Source organism: Paenibacillus haidiansis, assembly GCF_036553665.1.
GTDB lineage: Bacteria > Bacillota > Bacilli > Paenibacillales > Paenibacillaceae > Fontibacillus > Fontibacillus haidiansis.
The window spans coordinates 695,237-719,694 of record NZ_JAZHPZ010000001.1 but is presented as its reverse complement, the minus strand read 5'-3'; the positions used below and the strand labels follow the sequence as shown (position 1 = coordinate 719,694).

Annotated in this window: 22 protein-coding genes; 20 read left to right on the top strand and 2 right to left on the bottom strand. The window is 55.5% G+C overall.

Going from position 1 to position 24,458, the window contains the following annotated elements; translation table 11 throughout:
* The first annotated feature begins 11 nt into the window (after positions 1 to 11).
* From V3851_RS03395 to V3851_RS03385, 3 genes are all read left to right on the top strand, one after another.
* Positions 12 to 911, top strand: a complete 900-nt coding sequence (locus V3851_RS03395) for a carbohydrate ABC transporter permease (protein ID WP_331845062.1) — start codon at positions 12 to 14, stop codon at positions 909 to 911.
* Positions 912 to 1,119: 208 nt separating this feature from the next.
* The gene (locus V3851_RS03390) at positions 1,120 to 2,862 is read left to right on the top strand and encodes an ABC transporter substrate-binding protein (protein WP_331845061.1); all 1,743 of its coding nucleotides are present in this window, start codon (positions 1,120 to 1,122) and stop codon (positions 2,860 to 2,862) included.
* Positions 2,863 to 2,955: 93 nt separating this feature from the next.
* The gene (locus V3851_RS03385) at positions 2,956 to 5,316 is read left to right on the top strand and encodes a glycoside hydrolase family 95 protein (RefSeq protein WP_331845060.1); all 2,361 of its coding nucleotides are present in this window, start codon (positions 2,956 to 2,958) and stop codon (positions 5,314 to 5,316) included.
* A 64-nt stretch (positions 5,317 to 5,380) separates the two neighbouring features.
* Here V3851_RS03385 and V3851_RS03380 read toward each other — a convergent pair whose 3' ends face one another.
* A complete protein-coding gene (locus V3851_RS03380; RefSeq protein WP_331845059.1) occupies positions 5,381 to 6,214 on the bottom strand; it encodes an AraC family transcriptional regulator in 834 nt (277 codons plus the stop codon).
* Between the two features lie 129 nt (positions 6,215 to 6,343).
* Between V3851_RS03380 and V3851_RS03375 the strand changes: the two genes are divergently transcribed.
* Both V3851_RS03375 and V3851_RS03370 read left to right on the top strand, forming a co-directional pair.
* The gene (locus V3851_RS03375) at positions 6,344 to 8,374 is read left to right on the top strand and encodes a beta-galactosidase (protein WP_331845058.1); all 2,031 of its coding nucleotides are present in this window, start codon (positions 6,344 to 6,346) and stop codon (positions 8,372 to 8,374) included.
* Between the two features lie 174 nt (positions 8,375 to 8,548).
* Positions 8,549 to 9,517 carry a phosphotransferase family protein gene (locus V3851_RS03370; RefSeq protein ID WP_331845057.1) on the top strand — a complete coding sequence of 323 codons (969 nt, stop codon included), beginning with the start codon at positions 8,549 to 8,551 and terminating at the stop codon, positions 9,515 to 9,517.
* 70 nt (positions 9,518 to 9,587) lie between these two features.
* Here the strand turns inward: V3851_RS03370 and V3851_RS03365 are convergent, their stop codons facing one another.
* Positions 9,588 to 10,661 carry a M42 family metallopeptidase gene (locus V3851_RS03365; RefSeq protein ID WP_331845263.1) on the bottom strand — a complete coding sequence of 358 codons (1,074 nt, stop codon included), beginning with the start codon at positions 10,659 to 10,661 and terminating at the stop codon, positions 9,588 to 9,590.
* A gap of 463 nt (positions 10,662 to 11,124) precedes the next feature.
* Here V3851_RS03365 and spoVAC point away from each other — a divergent pair, with 463 nt between their 5' ends.
* The 15 genes from spoVAC (at position 11,125) to V3851_RS03290 (ending at position 24,357) form a co-directional block, all read left to right on the top strand.
* Positions 11,125 to 11,625 carry a stage V sporulation protein AC gene (gene spoVAC, locus V3851_RS03360; RefSeq protein WP_331845056.1) on the top strand — a complete coding sequence of 167 codons (501 nt, stop codon included), beginning with the start codon at positions 11,125 to 11,127 and terminating at the stop codon, positions 11,623 to 11,625.
* Positions 11,625 to 12,650: a stage V sporulation protein AD gene (spoVAD, locus tag V3851_RS03355; RefSeq protein WP_331845055.1), complete on the top strand. Its 1,026-nt coding sequence runs from the start codon at positions 11,625 to 11,627 to the stop codon at positions 12,648 to 12,650. Before spoVAC ends, spoVAD begins: the two co-directional genes overlap by 1 nt.
* A complete protein-coding gene (gene spoVAE, locus V3851_RS03350; protein WP_331845054.1) occupies positions 12,647 to 12,997 on the top strand; it encodes a stage V sporulation protein AE in 351 nt (116 codons plus the stop codon). Before spoVAD ends, spoVAE begins: the two co-directional genes overlap by 4 nt.
* Positions 12,998 to 13,228: 231 nt before the next feature.
* Positions 13,229 to 14,185, top strand: a complete 957-nt coding sequence (locus V3851_RS03345; RefSeq protein WP_331845053.1) for an AAA family ATPase — start codon at positions 13,229 to 13,231, stop codon at positions 14,183 to 14,185.
* Positions 14,186 to 14,188: 3 nt separating this feature from the next.
* The gene (locus V3851_RS03340) at positions 14,189 to 15,439 is read left to right on the top strand and encodes a DUF58 domain-containing protein (RefSeq protein ID WP_331845052.1); all 1,251 of its coding nucleotides are present in this window, start codon (positions 14,189 to 14,191) and stop codon (positions 15,437 to 15,439) included.
* A complete protein-coding gene (locus V3851_RS03335; RefSeq protein ID WP_331845051.1) occupies positions 15,436 to 17,715 on the top strand; it encodes a transglutaminase TgpA family protein in 2,280 nt (759 codons plus the stop codon). The genes V3851_RS03340 and V3851_RS03335 overlap by 4 nt, the downstream gene beginning before the upstream one ends.
* A gap of 124 nt (positions 17,716 to 17,839) precedes the next feature.
* Positions 17,840 to 18,367: a YqeG family HAD IIIA-type phosphatase gene (locus V3851_RS03330; protein WP_331845050.1), complete on the top strand. Its 528-nt coding sequence runs from the start codon at positions 17,840 to 17,842 to the stop codon at positions 18,365 to 18,367.
* Positions 18,364 to 19,491, top strand: coding sequence for a ribosome biogenesis GTPase YqeH (yqeH, locus tag V3851_RS03325; protein WP_331845049.1), 1,128 nt, complete (start codon positions 18,364 to 18,366; stop codon positions 19,489 to 19,491). Before V3851_RS03330 ends, yqeH begins: the two co-directional genes overlap by 4 nt.
* Positions 19,492 to 19,544: 53 nt before the next feature.
* Positions 19,545 to 20,411, top strand: coding sequence for a shikimate dehydrogenase (gene aroE / locus V3851_RS03320; RefSeq protein ID WP_331845048.1), 867 nt, complete (start codon positions 19,545 to 19,547; stop codon positions 20,409 to 20,411).
* A gap of 274 nt (positions 20,412 to 20,685) precedes the next feature.
* Complete coding sequence (yhbY, locus tag V3851_RS03315; RefSeq protein WP_331845047.1) at positions 20,686 to 20,976, top strand: ribosome assembly RNA-binding protein YhbY; 291 nt, start codon at positions 20,686 to 20,688, stop codon at positions 20,974 to 20,976.
* Between the two features lie 32 nt (positions 20,977 to 21,008).
* Complete coding sequence (locus V3851_RS03310; RefSeq protein WP_331845046.1) at positions 21,009 to 21,602, top strand: nicotinate-nucleotide adenylyltransferase; 594 nt, start codon at positions 21,009 to 21,011, stop codon at positions 21,600 to 21,602.
* The gene (gene yqeK / locus V3851_RS03305) at positions 21,586 to 22,167 is read left to right on the top strand and encodes a bis(5'-nucleosyl)-tetraphosphatase (symmetrical) YqeK (RefSeq protein ID WP_331845045.1); all 582 of its coding nucleotides are present in this window, start codon (positions 21,586 to 21,588) and stop codon (positions 22,165 to 22,167) included. Before V3851_RS03310 ends, yqeK begins: the two co-directional genes overlap by 17 nt.
* Before the next feature lie 63 nt (positions 22,168 to 22,230).
* Positions 22,231 to 22,578, top strand: a complete 348-nt coding sequence (gene rsfS, locus V3851_RS03300; RefSeq protein WP_331845044.1) for a ribosome silencing factor — start codon at positions 22,231 to 22,233, stop codon at positions 22,576 to 22,578.
* Positions 22,575 to 23,483: a CvfB family protein gene (locus V3851_RS03295; protein WP_331845043.1), complete on the top strand. Its 909-nt coding sequence runs from the start codon at positions 22,575 to 22,577 to the stop codon at positions 23,481 to 23,483. Before rsfS ends, V3851_RS03295 begins: the two co-directional genes overlap by 4 nt.
* 100 nt (positions 23,484 to 23,583) lie before the next feature.
* Positions 23,584 to 24,357, top strand: a complete 774-nt coding sequence (locus V3851_RS03290) for a class I SAM-dependent DNA methyltransferase (protein ID WP_331845042.1) — start codon at positions 23,584 to 23,586, stop codon at positions 24,355 to 24,357.
* Positions 24,358 to 24,458 lie beyond the last annotated feature (101 nt).

Below are 24,458 nucleotides of genomic sequence, written 5' to 3'. Positions count from 1 at the left end.
GAGGGGACAACGTGGCAGCAAAAGCATTCAGTGCAACCAAATCCGAGAAGGTATTCGATATCTTCAACGTTATTCTCATGACAGTGATTCTGATCGTTACGCTTTATCCTTTCCTGAACGTGCTTGCGATCTCATTCAATGATTCGACGGATACCGTCCGTGGCGGCATTTATATCTGGCCGCGCGAGTTCACATTGGAAAATTACAAAACGATCTTCAGCTATACCGGCCTGATTCAAGGCTTCAAGATTACGATCCTGCGTACGGTGCTCGGCACCATTCTCGGTTTGATCAGCTCATCAATGCTTGCATATACCCTGAGCCATCCGGAATTCAAATCGCGGAAATTCGTCTCCACCTTCCTGGCGTTGACGATGTATGTCTCCGGCGGGATGGTTCCGACTTACATGCTGATGCGTCATCTTGAACTGATCGGGACATTCTGGATTTATGTTCTTCCGGGCATTGTAAGTGCGTTTAACGTATTCATTATCCGTTCTTTTATCGACGGATTGCCTTACGCCTTGCAGGAATCGGCCAAACTGGACGGCGCCAATGATTTCAAAATTTATTACAAGATCATTCTTCCGCTGTGTAAACCGGTATTGGCGACGATTGCGCTGTTCCTGGCCGTAGGCCAATGGAACTCCTGGTTCGATACTTATCTGTATAACGGGAACAAACCTCATCTCACGACATTGCAGTACGAATTGATGAAGGTATTGGCCAGTACAAACCAAGGTGCCGGGATGGCCAACGCGAACGACCTGGCCAATCAGATGGCCCAGGTATCGCCGGAATCGATCAAGATGGCGATTACGATTGTCGTCACGGTCCCGATTCTGATCGTATATCCGTTCCTGCAAAGATATTTCGTTTCCGGTATGACTCTGGGGGCCGTTAAGGCTTAACCCTTATTGCTTTACAACAGGATCCCGCGGGGCTGCTGACAGCCCCGCAGGACCATATACCAGGCAAGGCCATTTTAAAAGGACTCTCATGAAAGCCCTTACTTGCTTGGATCGGGCTTTCAAACCGGACGATCAAGACGGTATACGCAGGCCAATCGCCTGTTATACAATATAGCTCAACTATAATTATTCTTAGGGGGAAGTAGAAATGAAGTGGAAAAGTCCAAAGACCTTTGCTGCTCTTCTGCTGGCAAGCACTTTGCTCGTCGGCGGCTGCGGAAATTCCGGTAAAGACAATGCGGCAGGCAACACGGGCAACACAGGGGGCAACAGCCAAAACGAGCAAGCGGCGGATGATACAAGCCCTATCACCTTCACCTTCTTCGGCGGGGATGCCAGCCCGAACTGGAACGGCATGAAGGACGATGTAGGTAAAGCGATTACCGAAAAAACCGGCGTTACCATTGAAGCCGAATACGATGTAGGCGCCGGCGGCGGCGAAAGCAAAATTGCCTTGATGGCCGCGAGCGGCGATGTTCCGGACCTGATTTTCGCCAAAGGCGAACTGTCCAAATTGGTCGATGCCGGACTTATCCTTGATTTGACCGACCTGATTGAAGAACATGCTCCGAATATCAAGAAGATTTTCGGCGATAACATGAATCGTTTGAAATACAGCAACGATGATCCTGCGATCTACTCGATCGTAACGAATATGGGTGTCGACAACGAATACTTCGATGCGACCGGCGGTTTCGAGATCCAGCACCGCGTATTGAAAGAACTCGGTTATCCTGAAGTTAAGACATTGCAGGATTATGAAAACGTATTGAAGGAATATTATGCGAAGAATCCGACTACGGACGGTCAGCCTACGATTCCGCTTACCTTGAGCGCGGACGACTGGAGAATCATGATCACGGTTACCAACCCGGCATTCCAAGCTACTGGAGCACCGGATGACGGCGAATACTATGTCGACCCGCAAACTTACGAAGCCAAGCTGCATTACAAACGTCCGGAAGAGAAAGAATACTTCCGCTGGTTGAACCATATGTACAATGAAGGCTTGCTCGACAAGGAAGCTTTCGTACAAAAAGAAGACCAATACAAGGCGAAAATCGCCAGCGGTCGCGTACTTGGTTTGATCGACCAAGAATGGGGCTATATGGATGCCGAGAACGCCTTGAAATCCGCAGGCAAAAACGAATACACATACGCACACTTCCCTGTAACGCTTAGTGATGAATATGTTGACCATACCTTCCAGCCTGCCGGTGTCGACGGATACGGTATCTCCATTACGACTGCCTGCGAAGACCCGGTTCGCGCCATCAAGTTCCTGGATTGGCTCGCCTCCGATGAAGGTCAAATCCTGAGAAACTGGGGTATTGAAGGCAAACACTATACCGTTGATGAGAACGGACAACGCGTCATTCCTGCCGAAATTACGGATAGAAGAATGAACGACACTAACAACTTTACCAAAGAAACAGGTTTGGGTAACCCGGCCGGATTGTATGCCGCATTCAGCGCCCGTTATGGTGACGGCGTTAAAGATTCGACAGGAAACTACTATACGATCAACTTCCCTGAACAAATCGTAGAATTGTATTCCGACGCCGAGAAAGAATCGCTCGCCGCATACGGCGCTACGACTTGGAAAGATTTGTTCCCGCAAGAAAGCGATTTTGAACCTAAGGAATGGGGCGCGCTTTACAACATGCCTGTTCCGACAGACGGCGATTACAACGTTATTTACGAAAAAACGGAAGACATCATCCGCAAACGGATTCCGGAAGCCATTCTGGCAAAACCGGATCAATTCGACAAGATTTATGACGACTTCATTGCCGAACTGAATAAAGTCGGAGCGGAAAAAATGGAAGCCGAGTATACAGAGCTCGTGAAAGCGAGAGTTTCCTTGTTCACTGGTAAAGAAATTCAATAATTTCGCCGAAATGAACAAATAGTTCAATGAAGAAAAGGCCCGTATTGATTCGGGCCTTTTCTGTTAATTTCTTCAGGGAATGGAGGCAGGAAGATGACGGATAAGGACAAGGAAAATCTGTTATGGAAGCTATGGTACAAATTGCCCGCTTCCCGCTGGGAAGAGGCCCTGCCGGTCGGAAACGGGCGGATTGGCGGCATGGTGTACGGCGGCGATCAATCCGAATTGATCGCGCTTAACGAGGACACCCTTTGGTCCGGTTATCCCCGGGATACGCAAAACTATGATGCTTTGCGGCATTTGCAGCGGTCACGGGAGCTGATATTTTCCGGGAAATATAAAGAAGCGGAGCAACTGATGAATGCGAAGATGCTTGGACGGCGGACGGAATCCTATCAGCCGCTGGGCAATTTAAAAATAGAGCATGCCGGGGAAGAAGCATCCACGGAATACTATCGGGATCTTGATTTGGAAACCGGTATTGCCGGTGTGGTTTATACCCGGGGAAATACCAGGTTTATCCGTGAAGTATTTGTCAGCGTACCCGACCAGGTATTGGCGCTGCGGATGGTATCGGAATCGGAAGCAAAGCTGAACCTGATTATTTCTTTGGATTCTCCGCTGAAGCACGAGATTTGCGATACGGGTCATGCGGGCGATTTGATCATGAGGGGCAGTGCCCCCAGTCATATCGCCGATAATTACCTCGGCGATCATCCGCAGTCGATCCTTTACGAGGAAGGCCGCGGATTGTCGTTTGAAACGCGCATCTCCGTTTGGCATGAGGGGGGAACCCTTGCCATCGAGCAAGGGCGGATCGCCGTCAGCGGGGCGAAATCGGTAACCGTGCTGCTGGCCGCGGCGACCGACTTTGCCGGACATGAGAGAATGCCGCTCGGGCCCGCTGCGGCGGCCGAGAAGTGCACGGCGGCGTTGGAGAAGGCGGCGCGTCTTGGATATGATAAGCTGCGGCAGCGCCATATCGAGGAGCATCGGGACCTGTTTGGCCGCATGAAGCTGGATTTGGGCGGTACGGAGAACATCGCGCTTCCGACCGACGAACGCTTGAAGCTCTATCAAACAGGAACAAGCGACCCGGCACTGGAAGCACTTTACTTCCAATACGGTCGTTATTTGCTGATGGCCAGCTCCAGACCGGGCACACAGCCGGCTCATTTGCAGGGCGTCTGGAATCCGCATATGCAGCCGCCGTGGAACAGCAACTATACGACAAACATCAATACGGAAATGAATTACTGGCATGCGGAGGTTTGCAATTTAAGCGAGTGTCATGAGCCGCTGTTCGGGCTGATCGCGGATTTGAGCGTTACGGGGGCGAGAACGGCGCGGATTCATTACGGAGCCCGCGGCTGGACCGCGCATCATAACGTCGATCTGTGGCGGATGTCCACGCCGAGCGACGGCGATGCGAGTTGGGCGTTCTGGCCGATGAGCGGGGTATGGCTCAGCCGTCATCTTTGGGAGCATTACGCTTTTGCGCCGGATGAAGCCTTCCTGCGGGATACCGCCTATCCGCTGATGAAGGGAGCGGCGGAGTTTTGTTTGGACTGGCTCGTCCCGGCTCCGAACGGCGAACTGGTCACCGCCCCGTCGACTTCGCCGGAGAATAAATTCCTTACGGAGGAAGGAGAGCCGTGCAGCGTATCCGCCGGATCGACGATGGATTTGTCGCTCATCCGGGAATTGTTCCAGCATTGCATTCAAGCGGCGGACGTGCTTGGCATCGATTCCGAGTGGTCCCGCCTTCTTGAGGAAACGCTGGAGAAGATGGCCAAGCCGGAAATCGGCCCCGACGGCCGGCTCAAGGAATGGCGGGAAGATTTCGCGGAAGCCGAGCCGGGGCACCGGCATGTCTCGCATCTGTACGGTTTGTATCCCGGCGATCAAATTACGCCGGAAGGTACGCCGGAGCTTGCCGAAGCCGCCCGCAAATCGTTGTCGAGCCGGATCGGCAACGGCGGCGGTCATACGGGCTGGAGCTGCGCTTGGCTGATCAATCTGTATGCGCGGCTGGGAGAGGGAGAGAGCGCGTACCGGTTCGTGAACACGCTTCTGTCCCGCTCGACCTATCCGAATTTGTTCGACGATCATCCGCCGTTTCAAATCGACGGCAATTTCGGCGGAACTGCCGGGATGGCCGAGATGCTGGTGCAAAGCCACCGGGACGGGATCGATCTCTTGCCCGCCCTGCCGAAAGCCTGGCCGTCGGGGAGTGTCAACGGGCTTAGAGCCAGAGGCGGGTATACAGTCGGCGCCGTTTGGAATGACGGCCGCCTGACGGAGGCGCGGATTACCGCTTCCTACAGCGGATGGTGCACCGTGCGCTATACGCAGCCGCTCATCATCGCTAAAACGGACGGGACGATTCTGCCGGTTGACAACGGGCAGTTCCAAACGGAGCCGGGAGAGACGTATGTCATCACAGTGAAATAAACAATCGAAATAGTCCAGGCTGTCCAAGAGGCTCTTACCGTCCTCTCGGACAGCTTTTTGTTTTTTAATGCAGCTTCCGAAACTGCTGCGGCGTCATGCCGGTATGCTTGCGGAAGGTGGCGACAAAGTGGCTGGCATCGCGAAATCCCGTTTCCTCGGCTATGCTAGTCACGGTGGAGTCCGTGCTCCCGGCCAGGCGTTCTTTGGCCTTGTGAATACGCATCTGGACGAGATAAGCGTAGGGAGAAAGGCCGAAGGTGAGGCGAAAGAGCTTGCTTAAATGCCTTCCGGATATCCCGAGCACCTCCGCGAGGGTATCCAGCCCGATATCCGGATTGCCGTAATGGATTCCCATCCACCGGAGTAAAGGCTCCAGCTTCTCCATATTGCGGGTAACCGATATGCTGCTGGCTTGTCCGAATTTGCCCAGAAGCCCGAGGAAGCGATAGGTGTCGGAAGAGATCTCCAAACCGAACGGGTCGTTGCCGCGATCGAGCCGTTCCAGCATGGCTCCGAGCAGCGGGGTGTGCGGCGAGTCCGGCTCCCAGCGGAAAAAGGCCGGCTCGCGAATGGCAAATGCCGATAAAATATGGCTCGCCGCTTCTCCGCCGAAGGTCAGGTAATAGGTGCTCCAGCCCTTGCCGTCGGACGCTTCGTAGGCATGGGGCATTCCCGGCGGCAGCAAAAGCCCGGTTTGCGCCTCCAGGAGGACCGATTCGTTTCCGTAAGTCAGCATGCCTTCGCCGGTTTCCGTTTGAATCCAGTGATAGCAAGGATATCCTTCCGGGCGGGAGACTTTTTCCTGATTCGGATTGTATCCGATACTCTCGACCAACAGGGGGAGATGCGGGTTTCCCGAAGGGGAGAAGACAAAGCGGCGGTAGGCCGGCATCTGCATAGATTTGGAGCCTCCTTATAGTTCCATATTATTATATGCAATATCAATAATATTATATTTCAACGGACTTACTTTCGAATTTACAATGGTAATATAATTATATCACTTTCTAAAGGATGTGTATTTGCAGTGATCAATGACAAGCTGCCTAAAATATGGTACGGCGGGGATTATAACCCCGAGCAATGGGATGCGGAGATTTGGAAAGAGGACGAGCGGATGTTCAAGCTGGCCGGGATCGATGTGGCGACCGTCAACGTATTTTCCTGGGCGCTCAATCAGCCGGATGAAGACACATACAATTTCTCCCAACTGGACGAGACGATGGACCGGCTTTACAAGAGCGGAGTGTACGTCTGCCTGGCGACGAGCACGGGCGCTCACCCCGCCTGGATGGCGAGAAAATATCCGGACGTCACCCGGGTCGACGTGCAGGGAAGAAAACGCAAATTCGGCGGACGCCACAATTCCTGTCCGAATTCGCCGACCTACCGCAAGTATTCCGCCCGCATGGCGGGGAAACTGGCCGAACGCTATAAGGATCATCCGGGCTTGGTGATCTGGCACATCTCCAATGAATACGGCGGTTACTGCTACTGCGACAACTGCGCGGCCGGATTCCGCAATTGGCTGAAGGAACGTTACGGCAGCCTGGACACGCTGAACAAAGCCTGGAATACCCGGTTCTGGGGCCATACGTTCTACGATTGGGAAGAGATCGTCCCGCCAAGCGAACTGAGCGAAGAATGGAACGGCAACCGTACCAATTTCCAGGGGATCTCGCTGGATTATCGCAGATTTATGTCCCACAGCCTGCTGGAGTGCTACAGATTGGAGTATGAGGAGATCAAGAAGCATACGCCGAATATTCCGGTAACGACCAACCTGATGGGCTTCTATCCGGAGCTTAACTATTTCGAGTGGGCCAAATATATGGATATCGTGTCGTGGGACAATTATCCGTCGCTCGATACGCCGGTCAGCTTTACGGCGATGACGCATGATCTGATGCGCGGTCTGAAGGGCGGGGATCCGTTCATGCTCATGGAGCAAACGCCGAGCCAGCAAAACTGGCAGCCGTACAACTCCCTTAAGCGCCCGGGCGTCATGCGGCTGTGGAGCTACCAGGCGGTGGCGCGCGGTGCGGACACGGTGCTGTTCTTCCAGCTGCGCCGCTCGATCGGGGCCTGCGAGAAATACCATGGCGCCGTCATCGAGCATGTCGGCCATGAGCATACCCGCGTCTTCCGCGAATGCGCCGAGCTCGGCCGGGAACTGGAGCAGCTGGGCGATACGCTGCTGGACGCCCGGACGGAGGCCAAGATCGGGATCGTCTACGATTGGGAGAACCGCTGGGCCACCGAATTGACCAGCGGCCCGACGATCGCCCTGAATTATGTGGACGAGGTTCATAAATACTATGATGCCTTGTTCCAAATGCATGTGGAGAGCGATATGATCTCCGTGGAAGAGGATTTCGGCAAATACGAAATTGTGATTGCGCCGGTCATGTACATGGTCAAACCCGGTTTCGCCAAAAAAGTGGAGGAATTCGTCGCCGCCGGCGGCACCTTCGTCACGACCTTCTTCAGCGGCATCGTGAACGAGAACGATCTCGTGACGACGGGCGGATATCCCGGAGAATTGCGGTCCGTGCTCGGCATCTGGGCGGAAGAGATCGACGCGCTGTTCCCGGATCAAAAGAACCAGATCGTCATGAAGCAGGCATGGGGCGAACTGGACGGCCAATTTGAATGCGGCTTGCTCTGCGATCTTATCCATTCCGAAGGGGCCGAAGTGCTCGCCGAATACGGCTCCGATTTCTATAAAGGCATGCCGGTGCTGACCGTGAACAACTTCGGTTCCGGCCGCGCCTACTACGTGGCCAGCAGCCCGGCACCGTCGTTCCTGCAAGGTTTTCTCGCCAATCTGTGCGAGGAAAAGGGCATCAAGCCTCTACTTGATGCGCCTGCCGGCGTGGAAGCGGCGCGTCGTGTGAAGGACGGGAAGGAGTTCCTCTTCCTGCTGAATCACAATGCCGACGCTGCCGCTGTAGAGATTGGAACGGATTCCAGGAAAGAATTGCTTAGCGGGGATACCGTTTCGGGAACGGTTACCGTGCCCGGACGCGGCGTTCTCATTTTGGAAAACGCTCGGTAAACGCGATTGGCCGAAAACAACGCCGGCTCCCTTAATGGGGGCCGGCCTTTTTGCTATAAGACAGCTTGCAAAATAGCGGTGTGCCATTTGGCAGGATTATCGGCGGATGATGAGGAATATAAGCCCTAAAAGGCTGCTATTTTAACTCGGTTATAGTATTGGAGGCACGTCGGGATGGAAAATGCGATCAAGCGACATTTGAGTCAGGAAGAATTAAAGGGGATTGTGGATCAGGCCTTCGGCGGACGGAAGGAGTTGGTTTCCGCCCAGGAATTGACGGACGGCTGGTTTAATTCCGCCTATACCCTTACCTTGGATGACGGCATGAAAACCGTGTTGAAGGTCGCCCCCGTATTTGCCGGTATGATGGGCTACGAGCGGGGACTCATGCGGACGGAGGTGGAAGTGCTTCGCCTGCTGAAGGGGGCCGGCGGGATACCGGTGCCCGAAGTTTACTATTATCGGGCCGGGGATAACGGAAACGAATGGTTTCTCATGGAATACGTCGAAGGTATTCCTTACAATAAAGTGAAGCAGCAACTGCCTGACGGGGACCGATGGCAAATTGAAGAAGAATTGGGGCGTTTAAGCCGCAAAATAAATGATATTCATGGCGAGAAGTTCGGCTATTATGCCCTGGAAGAGCGGCAGGGAGATAGCTGGCCCAACGTGTTCGCGGACATGGTTGCGGGCCTGCTGGATGATGCAAGGGATCGCCAGGTGACATTGCCGGCAAGCGATGAAGATATCCTGTCCCTGGTTGCGGAGCGAAGGGCGAGTCTGGAAGAAGTAACCGTTCCCAGCCTTGTGCATTGGGACTTATGGGATGGCAACGTATTTGTGGACGGGGCCGGAGTCACCGCTCTAATCGACTGTGAAAGAGCGCTTTGGGGCGACCCGCTCATGGAATATAACTTTCGTTCGTCTGCCGGAGAAATGGCAGCCTTCCGTAAAGGCTACCGGAAGGCGAACTTCACCGAAGCGGAAAAGGAGCGGATTGAGCTCTATGATTTATATCTTGCTTTAATTTTATACATTGAGTGCTCTTACCGGGGTTATGCCGACCCGAATTATATCCGCTGGACCGAAGAGTCTTTGAAGCAATGCTGGGCTGGAGTAACCGCGAACCGGAAAGTAGAATAAGAAGAAATAGGGGCTATTCTTCCAGCCGCAACTGGAGGAATAGCCCCTTTTCATTACGAAGCCGGCTCGTTCAGCTTCGTTCCAATATAGTGTCCAGCGTGGTGCGGTCAAGACCTTTAACCAGCTTGATGAGCAATTCTTTGGCGGCCGCGTAATCATCCGTATGGATGATCGAGGACGAGGTATGGATATAGCGGGAGCAAATTCCGATGACCGAGGAAGGAACCCCGATCCCGCTTAAATGCACTTGTCCGGCATCCGTACCGCCGGGGGACACGAAATATTGATACTTGATCTTGTGCGTATCGGCCGTGTCCTGAATATATTCCAGCAGCCCGCGGTGGGTCAGCATGGTCGGATCATAAATGCGCAGCAGGGCCCCTTGTCCCAACTGGCCGAAAGCCTGCTTGTCGCCGGTCGTGTCGTTCGCGGCGCTGGCGTCGAGGCCGAAGAAAATATCGGGCTGGATCAGATTCGCCGCCGTCCGCGCGCCGCGGAGGCCGAGCTCTTCCTGAACGGTCGCGCCGCAGTACAGCGTATTCGGCAGCTTCTCGCCGTGCAGAGCTTCCAGCAGCTCGATGGCAAGACCGACGCCGTAGCGGTTGTCCCAAGCTTTGGCCATAATTTTCTTCGGATTGACGAGCGGCGTAAACTCGCAGATCGGGACGATCTGCTGCCCAGGTCTGATCCCCGCGGCTTCAGCCTGCTCACGGCTGTCCGCCCCGATATCCAGATACATCGTTTTGATATCGACCGGCTTGCTGCGCTGAGCCTCGTCCAGGAGATGCGTCGGGGTCGAGCCGACGACGCCGACGATCCGGCCTTGCGGCGTAATGATCTGCAGGCGCTGCGCCAATACGGCCTGGCTCCACCAGCCGCCGATCGGCTGGAAGCGGACCATTCCGTAATCGGTTATGCCCGTCGTAATGAAGCCGACCTCGTCAAAATGGCCGGCGACCATGACCCGCGGGCCTTGTTCGTCGCCGCGCAGGACGCCGAACAAGCTGCCCAGGCGGTCCTGCACGAATTCATCCGTAAAAGGCGAAATTTGTTGCTTAAACCAAGCCCGAAGCTCGCGCTCAAAGCCGGGAGCGGCCGGAAACTCGGTCAAATGCTTAAACAATTCCATCGTTTTGTCGTTCATTTCATCGTTCTCTCCTTCCGTCATTTTATAGTATGTACCAGCGCGGACGGAATGTCCATGTTCGAAATGATGATGCAAAATCCACATTTGATTTAGCACCGTGGCTGGAACGACTCATATAATGCATCAAGGTACATTCGAGTGACGTTAATGCGGGGAGGCAGGGGGGCAAGTCATGATGGAACGATTTTCCAAGGACTGGCTGTTGATCCTGGTGTTGTTTATCCTGTTGGTCATCATCCTTGAATATCTATAACATCTTAAAACGGCGACAAGCGTTTTAGAGCGGCAGCGTTTTCCAAAGAGGAAAACGCTGCTTTTTTGTTGCGGGCCCGGGTCCAAGGGAGATGGATCATTTACCAAACATAACAAGCGGGCGATTGACAAATAATGAATACACAGCGTAAGGAAGAACCCGGCTTATAAGCTGCGGTTTTACAAGTTTAGAAGGGGGAATGGCGGTATGCCAACCAAAACGAAATCCGGCGCCCGGTTGAGGTTGAATTCCGTTTCGCTGACCGAAAAGGATTATAAGGAAATTGCCGATAAGCATAAACCGAAGCCGAACATTTTTGTGAATTGCCTAAAGGCGTTTCTCTCGGGAGGCCTGATCTGCCTGATCGGACAATGCATACAGCAACTGTTTATGTCCTATGCCGGGATGACGTCAAAAGAGGCGAGCAGTCCGACGGTGGCCGTGCTGATCATCATCTCCGTTATCCTCACTTCGTTCGGCGTTTACGATAAAATCGCGCAGTGGGCGGGAGCCGGATCGGCGGTGCCGGTAACCGGGTTCGCGAATTCCATGTGTTCATCGGCGCTGGAATCGAAGGCGGAAGGCCTTGTGCTCGGCGTAGGCGCCAATATGTTCAAGCTGGCGGGCTCCGTCATCGTGTTCGGCGTCGTCGCGGCCTTCGTAGTCGGCCTGGTGCACGTCATCTTCGGTTTGGGAGGCGTGCATTAATGAGGCTGACCGGCTCGCAAACCTGGGTATTCGAGTCGAAGCCGGCCATCATCGGCGCCTCCGCCGTCGTCGGTCCCGAAGAGGGACAAGGCCCGCTGGCGGGCGATTTCGATTTCGTATACGACAACCTGGAGATCGACGAGAAGACCTGGGAAAAAGCGGAGCGCAAACTGATGGAACACGCTTCGGCCCTGGCGCTGACGCATGCGGGGATATCCCGGGCGGACCTGCAATTTTTTATCGGCGGAGATCTGATGAACCAGATCATCAGCTCGACCTTTGCCGCCCGGAGAATCGGCGCCCCCTACCTGGGCGTGTTCGGGGCCTGCTCCACCTCGATGGAGAGCCTGGCTCTGGCCGCCCTGATCGTAGATGCCGGCGGAGCGGATTATGCGCTGGCCGGAACGGCCAGCCACAACTGCACCGTGGAGAAGCAGTTCCGCTATCCGACGGAATACGGGGCGCAAAAGCCCCTGACGGCGCAGTATACCATCACCGGCTCCGGCACGGCGGTGGTATCCTCCCGGGCGGGCGGCCCGCGCGTCACCCATGCGACGATCGGCCGGATCCAGGATCTCGGGGTCAAGGATCCGTTCAATATGGGCGCTGCGATGGCGCCGGCCGCGGCTGATACGATCGTTGCCCATTTTCGCGACACGGGCAGGGTTCCGGAGGATTACGACCTGATCGTCACCGGAGATTTGGCCTCGGTCGGTCATTCCATTGTGCTGGACCTTTTGAACCGGGCGGGCGTAACCATGAGCGAGACGGTGCTCAACGATTGCGGGCTGATGATTTACGACCGGGACAAGCAGCCTTTTGCCATGGCTGGAGGCAGCGGATGCGGATGCTCGGCGGTCGTCACTTACGGGCATATTTTGAAAAAAATCAAAAAAGGTGAGCTGAACCGGGTGCTGGTCGTTGCGACGGGAGCGCTGTTGTCCCCGCTGTCCTATCAGCAGGGCGAGAGCATTCCGTGCATCGCGCATGCGGTGGCTCTGGAAAGCGAGGAAGCCAAAGCATGATATTTCTATGGGCGTTTGTCATTGGCGGCTTGTTTTGCGTAGTCGGGCAAATCATGTTCGATGTGTTCAAACTCACTCCCGCGCATACGATGAGCACACTGGTTGTCATCGGCGCGGTGATGGATGCGTTCGGATGGTACGATCCGCTGGTCAAATTCGCCGGGGCCGGGGCGTCGGTGCCGATTACGAGCTTCGGGAATTCGCTGGTGCACGGTGCGCTGACCGAGCTTCAGCGGGACGGCTGGATCGGGGTGATCACCGGGATCTTTGATGTGACCAGCGCGGGGATTTCCGCGGCGATCATTTTCTCCTTTCTCGCCGCGCTCGTGGTGCGTCCGAAAGGATGATCCGGCAATTAATGCCGAAACAGTACACATACCGTTATGCAATGGAGCCTTCAGCCGACAAGCTGAAGGTTTTTTGCTTTGCTTTTTAAACGGCCGGTGGCAGAAAAACTTCAACCTCTTTCCAAAAAGGATCGAGTGTACTTCTCGGACTAACATCATGTACAATAGGAAGAAATACACATTATTATCAAGACCGAGTACAGGATGATCAAATGTCTGGAGGGAAAATACGTGCCCGCTAATCAGCAGTCCATTGCAATATTAACCGCCGTTAAAGACAATTTGGAATCATGCATCTTAGGCAAATCGTTTGAAATCGACCTGCTCCTTACTGCTCTCCTTGCCGGCGGACATGTGCTGATCGAGGATGTTCCGGGAACGGGAAAGACCCAGCTCATCAAGGCGCTGGCGAAATCGATCGACGGCGAGTACCGGCGCATTCAATGCAATCCCGATCTTTTGCCCAGCGATATCACCGGGGTTTCGGTATTCCATCCGCATGAGGAGCGTTTCGTGTTCCGGCCGGGACCGGTCATGAGCAATATTTTGCTGGCCGACGAGATCAACCGGGCCACGACCAAGACCCAATCGGCGCTGCTTGAGGTGATGGAGGAGCGCAGCGTGACGGTAGACGGAGCGACTTATGCGCTGCCGCATCCGTTTATGCTCTGCGCCACGCAGAACCCGATCGATTTCGAGGGCACATATATGCTGCCCGAAGCGCAGCTTGACCGGTTCATGCTTAAGCTCGGCATGGGCTACCCCGATGCCCTGACCGAAAAAAATATGCTGCACAGCCATAGCCTGGGCCAGCCTGTGGACCAGTTGAAGCCGGTGACGAACGCGGAGCAGATCGCCGCCGTCCAACGCGAAATCCGCGAGGTGCATATCAGCGAATCGCTGACCGATTACCTCCTGGAAATCGTTCGGCGCACACGGAATCATGAAGCGGTGCTTCTCGGCGCTTCGCCCCGGGCTTCGCTTGCATTTTTAGCCGCGGCGAAAGCGTTTGCTTTTCTGCACGAACGGGATTACGTCCTTCCCGACGATTTGAAGATTCTCGCGCCATATGTGCTGGGACACCGGATGTTGCTGCGCCCCGAATCCCGGCTGGACAGCTTGAATTCGCAGCGGGTGCTGGAACAAATCTTACGGCAGGTGCAAGTGCCGATCTCCGCGGGGCGGTAACCGATGCGGACGGTAATTGACGCCTGTAAGTCGGGGTTGTCCTCCTCCCGTTTCTGGAAAGTCGCTTTACTGTGGCTGTTGTGTTTGCTTTACGTCTTGTTTCAAGGCGGTAAAACCTCGCTGATGCTGTTTACGATGGTGTCGGTACTGGCTATATACTGGCTTGTAGGCGGCCTGGGCGGAATCCGGCGGATCAAAGGAACGAGAACCTTAACCCAGGACAAGGACCACGGAGGATGGCTCAAAGCCGGTGAACAGATTAAGGTCAGGCTCGAGGTACAGCTTCCGAAATTTATGCCGCTCCCTTACATCATTGTCAAGGAGCAGTTGAAAAGGCATAACGGGGAGTCCTGGGCTTTCGAGGATAGCGTGGTTCCCCGATTCGGCAAAGCGAGCCATATCGCGTATCAGACGCCGCCGCTGGAGCGGGGAAGATATATGTTTGCCGGGACGGAGTGCTATTCGGAAGATATCTTCGGGTTGATGAAGCATAAGGGCGTTTTTGAAACAGGAGGCGAATTCCGCGTTTTGCCCCGGACGGTATTCATCCCCCATTGGCAATTACAGAGCCGCAATTCGCGACTTGCCGGCCCCGAAACCGCGATCGCCATGTCGCGCCGCGAAACGACCCAAATCAACGGTGTACGCGATTATATGTACGGCGACCGGATATCCCGGATTCATTGGAATGCCACCGCGAAGACGGGATCCTGGAAATCAAAGGAGTTCGAGCATGAATCGCTGCCGAAGACGATCCTTGTGCTCGATGCGCACACGATCAGCTACTTGCAGCCGTCCCAGTTCGAACTGGCCGTATCGACCGCCGCCTCGTTATTGGAGTACGGGGCGAGAGAGAGGATCAGTATGGGGCTGTGTACCCTCGGCAAAACATTTTGCGGATTCGCCCCGGCGGAAGGATATTTGGAGCGGCAGCGGATGCTGCATCATCTGGTCGATGTCCATGCGGACGGATACGGCTCGTACATGAACAAGCTGGAGTCGGGGCGGGAATATTTCACTCCCGGCGCATTTTTTATCCTGATCAGCCCGCTGCGCGATGATAAATTGCTGGAAATCATGCGGTGGGGCAAATCGCACCGTATGGCGCCTTACCATATTCGCATCGGTGCCTCCGGGGAGAAGGAAGGCCGGGGGGACGGCTGGATTGCGGCTCTGAAAGAACGCGGAATGAAGGGAATCGCGGTTTCCTCGCTGCAGGATCTTCCGGTTAAGCTGGGAGGTGGCAAATCATGATGAAACGGTCGCCGGAACGCGGGCTCTTTTCGTGGTACCGGATCTTTTCGGTTTTTTGGCTCGTGGTGATCGCCTTGCAATGGATCGATTTCACCGAACCGATATGGCTCAAACAGACAACCTCGATCACATCCGCGACATTGCTGACGGTGGCCGCCGTCGAAATGCTTCCGCTGCGGGCCGTTTGGCGCTGGCTGCTCAAAGCGGTAATCGTGCTATTCGTTTGGCGGATCGTTCTGGTCGGCTATGGGGTATATGTCCCCGAAGGTCGTTTCTTTCCGGATCAATTGCAGGGAATGGCCCAACATTTTACGCCGTATATATGGTTTTCACTGAGCACATGGGCGCTATTCGAAATAGCGCTGGAGTTATTGACCTCGAAGAAAAGGGTTCTGCTGTTTTTGGCCGCTGACCTGGTGGCGTTTGCGATTCTGGATTCCTTCACTCCTTATTATTTATGGCAAAATGTCGCCTGGACGGTCTTTGCGGGGCTCGGCTGGCTCGTCAGCCTTCATTTCCGGGTGTTTCAGCTCAAATACCCGCACGGCTGGAACAGGCTATGGAGGCAGCCGCTTAAAATAGGCGCCAACATTCTCGCCATCTTTGCCTGCGTGCTGCTTCTGGGCGTCAATATGCCGACGGTATCACCGGTATTGACCGATCCTTATACCGCCTGGAAAAACCGCACCGGCGGCAGCGGCGGGGGCGTGGTTCCCGCGGCCGCCTCGGTGGGCGGGACCGTCACCTTCCTGGCTCAGGACGAAGTCATCTCCGGCTACAGCCGGGACGACACCGAGCTGGGCGGCGGCTTTGAGTTCAGCTACGGCCTGGTCATGACGGTCGATACGAGCGTAAGATCCTACTGGCGCGGGGAAACGCGACGGAATTATTCCGGCAAGGGCTGGTCCGACGGGGAAGAGGAAGGCCGCCAATATGATATCTACGAGGGACCTTCCACCGGGGAAGTGCTCATGCCGGAGGATACCCCGGACCCGGGCAAGCTGGAAACGATGCGGGTCGAGCAAACGATCACGATGCAGAATGAGGAAGTATATCCCGTGCTGTTCGGCGGCTATTCCATCGGCGGCGCGGAAATCCTCGATGAGGATTTCGAGAACAGCGCAACGATGATGTGGGCGCCGAAGGAAGCCGAGCTGCACTGGAGTCCCGTTATGGAGCTGGCGTCGAGCAGTTACGAACCGGATAGGCGCTTATATCCGCAAAAATACAAGGTCGTGGCGAATATCCCGCTCATTCCGCTTGAAGAAGTGCGGGCGGCGAGCTTCGACGAATTGTATGCGGGTGCCGAAACCAACGAGTATTTGCAAATTCCGCGCAATTTTCCGGAACGTGTGTCCGAGCTGGCCCGGCAGGTAACCGCCGAGGGAGACACCCCGTATGCGAAAATGGAATTGCTCCAAGCCTATCTCCGGCAAAATTTCGAATACACCAATAAGCCGGACTTGTCGCGGAAAGAGAGCGAGGATTTCGTGGACGGCTTCCTCTTCGAAATCAAACAAGGCTATTGCGATTACTTCTCGACATCGATGGTGATGATGGCCCGCTCACTCGGCGTTCCGGCGCGGTGGGTAAAAGGCTACGCGCCGGGAACCCAGCCGAATTACGAAAATATGCAGCGTTTTGGAGAAATGGACACGGCTTACCGGGTCAACAACGCGGACGCCCATTCGTGGGCGGAGCTGTATTTCGGCGATTACGGCTGGATTCCGTTCGAGGCGACTCCCGGCTTTGACGCGCCGGTGATGTATGAGCAGGAGGACGGCAGCATCGTGACTTCCGTCGACCTGACGCAGTCCGGCGGGGGGGCTGCGGCCGAAGATGCCGGGCTGCTGGATTGGATCAGCCCGAAGGCGTTGCGGATCATTTCCTTTAGCGCGCTTGCGATCCTTGCGGCCTGGGCCGTATACCGGCTGCGTTCCGCGCTCTACTACGGGTTTTATCGGCTGCGTCTGGGCCGGCCTTTGACGCTGAGCGAGAAGGCCGTACTGGAGACGCAGCGGCTACTCCGCCGGCTGCGCCACAGGGGCTACTCCCGCAGCGGCGATGAGACGCTAAGGGAAGCCTTCGCGCGCTGGAAGCTGGAGAAGCCTGAGCTTCAGGCGGCGCTGGACGGCTTGCTGCGGGAAATCGAACGGGCGAGCTACAGCCCGCAGGCCTTTTCCGAAAGTCAGTGGCGAATCGTCCGGGAGCTTACCCGCAAGCTGAATTTGCAAACCCGCAAGCGGACAAAATGGCGGTTTGCGGGGCGTATCTGATATAATTGTCATGACTTATCCCCGGTGGTTGCACCGGGGACATTTTCCTTTTTAATATATAAATATAAGGAACTCGGGGATAGAATATGGTATAGTTTGTCGTATGAAAACGAGGTGAACGTATTTGTTTGAAAGATTTTTGCCGAAACTGCGTGTGAACAGTGTATTTGATATCGATCTGGAGCAACTGTACGCACAAGGATTCAGGGGTATTATCACCGATCTGGACAACACGCTGGTCGGCGCCAAGGCTCCGCTTGCCACGCCGGAACTGGTGGAGTGGTTCGAGCGGGTCAAGAAAGCCGGATTTAAACTTGTGATCGTATCCAACAACAATTTGGACAGGGTGTCGGTGTTCGCGACCCCTTTAAATATTGAGTTCGTGCATAAGGCGGGCAAACCGGCCGGGGCTCCGTTCCGCAAAGGCATGGAGATGATGGGGCTGCCCCCGGAAGAGACGATCGTGGTCGGCGACCAGCTGATGACCGATATTTTGGGAGGCAACCGGCAAGGATTGTTTACGGTGTTGGTGCTTCCGGTGTCGATCGGGGACGAAGGCTTCGGCACCCGGATCAACCGCCGGCTGGAGCGGTTCGTGAAGCATCGGCTGGGCAAAACGGGATTATGGCTTGAGGAGGACAAACAGAAATGATGGACAAGCGGAGCGAAGAGAACGAAATCCGCTGCAGCGGCTGCGGAATCAGACTGCAGAGCGAAGAACAGAACAAACCGGGATACATTCCGCTGCAGGCGTTGGAACGGGAGCCGGTGATTTGCCAGCGCTGCTTCCGCATCAAAAATTACAATGAATCTTCGTCGGTGACGGTGGAACAGGACGAATTCCTGCGGCTGCTCGGACAAATCGGCGGGAAGGATGCGCTCGTCATCCATATCGTCGATATTTTCGACTTCCACGGCAGCGTGATTTCCGGGCTGCAGCGTTTCATCGGCAACAATCCGGTGCTGCTCGCGGTCAACAAAATCGACCTGCTTCCGAAAGTGACCAATTGGAACAAGGTGCGCAACTGGGTGCAAAAAGAAGCGAAAGAGCTCGGCCTGAAAGTCGTTGACGTGGTACTGTGCAGCGCCAAGCAGAGCAGCGGCTTCGACCGCCTGTTGGAAGCGCTGGCCGAGTACCGGGGCGATCGGGACGTATACGTGGTCGGGGCGACGAACGTCGGCAAATCGACGCTCATTAACCGGCTGATCCGGGATTACAGCGATCTGGACCAGGAGCTGACGGTATCGCGGTATCCGGGGACCACGCTGGACATGGTGCATATCCCGCTGGACGACGGACGGGAGATTATCGATACGCCGGGGATTATGTATCCGTCACGGTACAGCGAGCTCGTCAGCCCGCAGGATCTGGGGGTCATTCTGCCCGACAAGCCGCTGAAACCGGCGGTTTACCAGCTTAATGAAGGGCAGACTCTGTTTTTCGGCGGGTTCGGGCGGTTTGACTTTATCCAGGGAGAGCGTCAATCGTTCACCTGCTTCGCGAGCGGTCGCGTGCCTCTGCACCGGACCAAGCTGGAGCGGGCCGACGAGCTGTTCAGGGATCATGCTGGCGAATTGCTGGCTCCGCCGAGCCGGGAAAGCCTGGAGAAGCTCCCGGAATGGACGCGGCATGAATTCCGGATCGCCAAGGGGAGCCGGTCCGACCTGTTTATTTCCGGGCTCGGCTGGATCAAGGTGAACAATGATTCGGGGGCCGTTCTCGCCGTACACGTGCCGAAAGGAATCAAGGTGTTGGTTCGGCCTTCGCTGATATAGTCCTATTTTGGACTTCCCGATTCGTTTACGGATGAGATCAAAGGGGGAGAACTATGAGTATCATAGAGAAAGAGCGGGAGGGAGACGCGTTGCCGCTCTTGCTCGGCGTGATGGGGGATCCGATCATCCAGTCCAAATCTCCGGCGATGCACCGGGCGGCGCTTGATGCTTCCGGGATCGCGGGCATATACGTTCCGCTCCATGTGCGCGCCGGCTCCCTGCGGGAAGCGGTGGAGGGCGTGCGGGCGCTCGGATTCCGGGGCGTCAACGTCACGGTTCCGCATAAGGTCGAGGTGATGAGTTACCTCGACGAGATCGACGAGGGCGCCCGCGCGATCGGGGCCGTCAACACTATTGTCAATGACGACGGCGTTCTTAAAGGATATAATACGGATGGCATCGGCTATATCCGTTCGTTAAAGCGGGAAGCGGTCCCGGATCTCGGCGGGAAGCGGGTGCTCGTGCTCGGCTCCGGAGGGGCGGCGCGCGGCATTGTCCACGCCTTGCTCCGGGAGAATCCCGCCCGCGTTACGGTGGCGAACCGCACGGCGGAGAAAGCGCGGGAGCTCGCCCGGGAATGGAGCCAGCTCGGCTCGCTTTACGGCTGCGGCATGGAAGAAGCCGCGGGCGTGCTGCCGGAGGTCGATATTGTGATCAATACGACCTCTGTCGGGATGTACCCGGTCCCCGGGCGGACGCCGCTGGACCCCGGCCTGCTGCCTTCCGGCATCGTCGTCAGCGATCTGATTTATAATCCGCTGCGAACGGAGCTGCTGCTTCAAGCGGAGCGGAAGGGCTGCACAATTCACAACGGTCTCGGCATGTTCGTCTACCAGGGGGGCTACGCCTTCGAATACTGGACAGGTCGCCCGGCCCCGATCGACGCGATGCGGGAGGCCGTGCTCGACAGTCTAGGTTAGTGCCGAGAAACTAACTGCAAATGATACAGTTAATTTGCTCCCGGTGATAAGGATGATCTAATATAACGGGAAAACCTCCATCTAATTTCCTTTTTATCTCCCGTTTCTTAGTTGAACAGGGTGATTAACTGGAGGTTTTCCGGGTAATCGATTAAAACGGGCGAAAAGCACTAAATTAACTGTATATTTTCCTGTTAATTTGTAGCGTGTTGACGTTACGAGAACCGTCGCTTTTAATTCAACAATTTAATAATTTAGAGGAGTTTTGAACTGCATGCTTACGGGAAAACAAAAACGCTATTTACGGAGTCTCGCTCATCATCTTCAGCCGATTTTTCAGGTTGGCAAAGGAGGCACGAACGACCAGATCATCCGGCATATTTCCGAAGCGCTGGAACGCCGCGAGCTGATCAAGGTGTCCGTGCTGAACAACAATCTGGACGATCCGCGGGAAATCGCCGAAGAGCTGGCTGCCGGGGCGGGCGCCGAACTGGTTCAGTTGATCGGCAGAACAATTGTTTTATATAAGGAATCACGCGAATATAAACAGATCGAGCTTCCTTAAGATTTACTCAGGTCGGGCAGGAGGAACTGGACATGAAGAAAGTCGGCATTATGGGAGGCGCTTTTGATCCGATCCATCTGGGTCATTTGCTCGCCGCGGAGGCGGCAAGGGAGCAATACGACCTGGAGGAGGTTTGGTTCATGCCTTCGCATATTCCTCCCCACAAGCACCAAGCCGGTGTCAGCGGGGAGCAGCGGCTTGGCATGGTCGCGGCCGCGACCGCAAGCCACCCCGCGTTTAAACCGCTGGATATCGAGTTGCGCCGCGGCGGGGTATCTTATACGGTAGACACGATCAAGGAGCTTCGGGCCCTTTACCCCGAATTGGAGCTTTACTTTATTATCGGAGCCGATATGGTGAACTACTTACCGAAATGGGAAGGGATCGAGGAATTGACGGGCATGATCAGCTTTATCGGGCTGCAGCGGCCCGGAAGTTTTCTGGAGCTGGATACGCTGCCGCCGTATATTCAGGACGCGGTGCTTCTCGCCGACATGCCGCTCGTCGATATCTCGTCGAGCCTGATCCGCAAGCGGATTTCGCGCGGCTTGTCGGTACGGTACATGGTAACCGAATCGGTGTATGAATATATTGTGAGGAGCGGATTGTATGGAATACAGCCGTGAGCAATTGATCGAAATCGTCTCCGGCCAAATGCCGGCCAAACGCTGGAAGCATGTCGAAGGCGTTATGGAATCGGCGGTTATTTTGGCCGAGCGCTTCGGGGCGGATCCGGTAAAAGCGGATTTGGCCGCGCTGCTGCATGATTTGGCCAAGTTTTGGCCCGTGGAGCGGCAGGAAGCGGTAATCCGCGACAACGGGCTGAACCCCGAGCTGTTGGAGTACGACAAGCAGATGCTGCATGCGGAGGTCGGCGCGTTCATCTCCGAGCGCGATTACGGAATCGCCGATCCCGAGGTGCTGGACGCCATCCGCTATCATACTTCGGGCCGCGTCGGCATGACGAAGCTGGACAAGATCGTCTGTCTGGCCGACTATATCGAGCCGGGCAGAGACTTCCCCGGCGTCGAGAAGATTCGCGAACTGGCCAAGCTTAGCCTTGAAGAAGCGCTGATCGCCGGTTTCGATTCGACGATATCGTTTCTGCTGGAGAAGCGGAAGACGATTTTCCCGCTTACCGTGCTGGCCCGCAACGATTTGATCAGAGAGACGAAGGGTTTGCACGTTTAAGGTTTTTGAAGCTTTGAAGTTTTCGTTAAATCACCATATCCACTAATATAGGAGGCTGAATGAATGCCGGTTTCACCAAAGGAATTGCTCAGTATCGCGGTGGCAGCCGCGGAAGACAAGAAAGCGATGAATCTCGTGGCGCTCGATCTAAAAGGAATTTCCCTGATCGCCGATTATTTTGTGATCTGTCACGGGAACTCGGACACGCAGGTGCAGGCGATCGTGGGAGAGGTGCGCAAACGCGCCCAGGAAGCGGGCGCGCCGATCCGCGGGATCGAAGGTTTGAACTCCGCCCGCTGGGTGCTGCTTGATCTCGGCGATGTCGTGGTGCATGTGTTCCACCGGGATGAGCGGGAGTATTACAATATCGAGCGGCTGTGGTCGGACGCCAAAGTTGTGGAGAACGTATGAGCCTGGTCGCGGGAACGATTGTATCCTTGCCTATCGATCGCGAAGTATCGCCATACGGTTATTTTCTCAGTGGAGGCACGCAGGACGTGCTGCTTCATTATTCCGAGCTGACGCGGCAGGTTAAGCCCGGTGAAACGGTAGAAGTGTTCCTGTTCTATGACACGGAGGACAGGTTGGCGGCTACTATGAAGAAGCCGTCTCTAACGCTTGGCGAGCTGGCCCTGCTGGAAGTGGCCGACGTGCATCCGCGCCTCGGCTGTTTTCTGGAGATGGGGCTTGGCCGCCAACTGCTGCTGCCGATCCGGGAGCTGCCGGAGCTGAAGGAACTACATCCCCAGGTCGGGGACCGCGTCTATGTCATTATGGAGCATGACAAGCAGGGTCGCCTGAAGGCCAAGCTGGCCGGGGAGCAGGAGCTTGCCCCGCATACATTCCACGCTCCGCAAAGCTGGAAGAATCAGTGGATGGAAGCGGTCGTGTACAAACCGCTGCAAATGGGGACGTTCGTGATCGTGGAAGGGGGCGTGCTCGGCTTCGGAGCGATCGGCATGATCCATTCCTCGGAGCGCACCCGGCTGCTGCGGTTGGGCGAACGGGTGAAGGTCCGGATCGCGCATGTCCGCGAGGACGGGCGCGTCAATTTGTCGATGGCGCCGCGCAAAGAAATCGGACGCGAAGAGGACGCGGACCGGATTCTCGCTTACTTGGAGAGCCGCCCGGGCGGCGGCATGCCTTATTCGGACGCTACGGCGCCCGACTTGATCAAACAGCGGTTCGGCATCAGCAAATCGGCGTTCAAACGGGCGCTCGGCAAGCTGATGAAAGAGGGGAAGATCACCCAGAGTGAGAACTGGACCTATCTTGCTTCCGCTTTGAAGGACAAATCCGGCGATAAACCGGAATAAACGTCATCGTTCGATTCGAATAACCGAATACCGATGGCGGAAGTGCGAAGAAGACTAGCGGGAACGAAAGTGTAAAACGGAAAGCGCGGTGACTACCGAGATGGCATCCTACCGGAAATTTGCCTACGTGTATGATGAACTGATGGAAGATATGCCTTACCCCGAATGGATTCGCTTTGCCCGAATGGCCTGGGAGCGCCACGGCATGCCGAAAACCGTCGTGGAGCTCGGCTGCGGCACGGGCAGCATCACAATTCCGCTCGTGAACGCCGGATTTCAGGTGACCGGAATCGACCTGTCGGCGGATATGCTGGCCGTGGCCCGGCGCAAAATGGAAGGGACGTCGCAGGGCGTCCGCCTGTTCCGAGACGGCAGTGTAAGGTGGGTGCAGCAGGACATGACGGAATGGGAAACGCCCGAGCCGGCCGATTCGGTCATTTCTTTCTGCGATTGCCTGAATTATTTGCTGGAGGAAGAAGATATCGTCGCTACGTTCCGCAGAACCTACGAGGGCTTGAAGCCGGGAGGGACGTTTCTATTCGATGTTCACCATCCGAACACCCTGCGGCGGTATGAGGAAGAACAGCCTTTTGTCTGGGACGAGCCGTCGGTGGCTTATATCTGGACCTGCGAGCGGGATGACGCCCGGGACGAGATAGAGCATCATTTAACGATTTTCGCCCGTGAAGAAGAGAACGGGCCGGGCGCGTACCGACGGTTTGAGGAAACCCATACGCAGCGCGCCTACGATCCGGATTGGATGAAAAGCGAGCTGCTCCGCTGCGGCTTCCGGGACGTTGCCTGCTACGCGGATTTCGAGTGGGCGGAAGCGACCGAGGATGCGGAAAGGCTTTTTTTTGTAGCGGTAAAATAGCAAGCGGACGAGACCTTGCCCGGGATATGGGCAGGGTCTTTTTCATGGCCGAGTAATTCGAATTGTGTGCCGTATCATTCATTGAGAAAATACAAGCAACG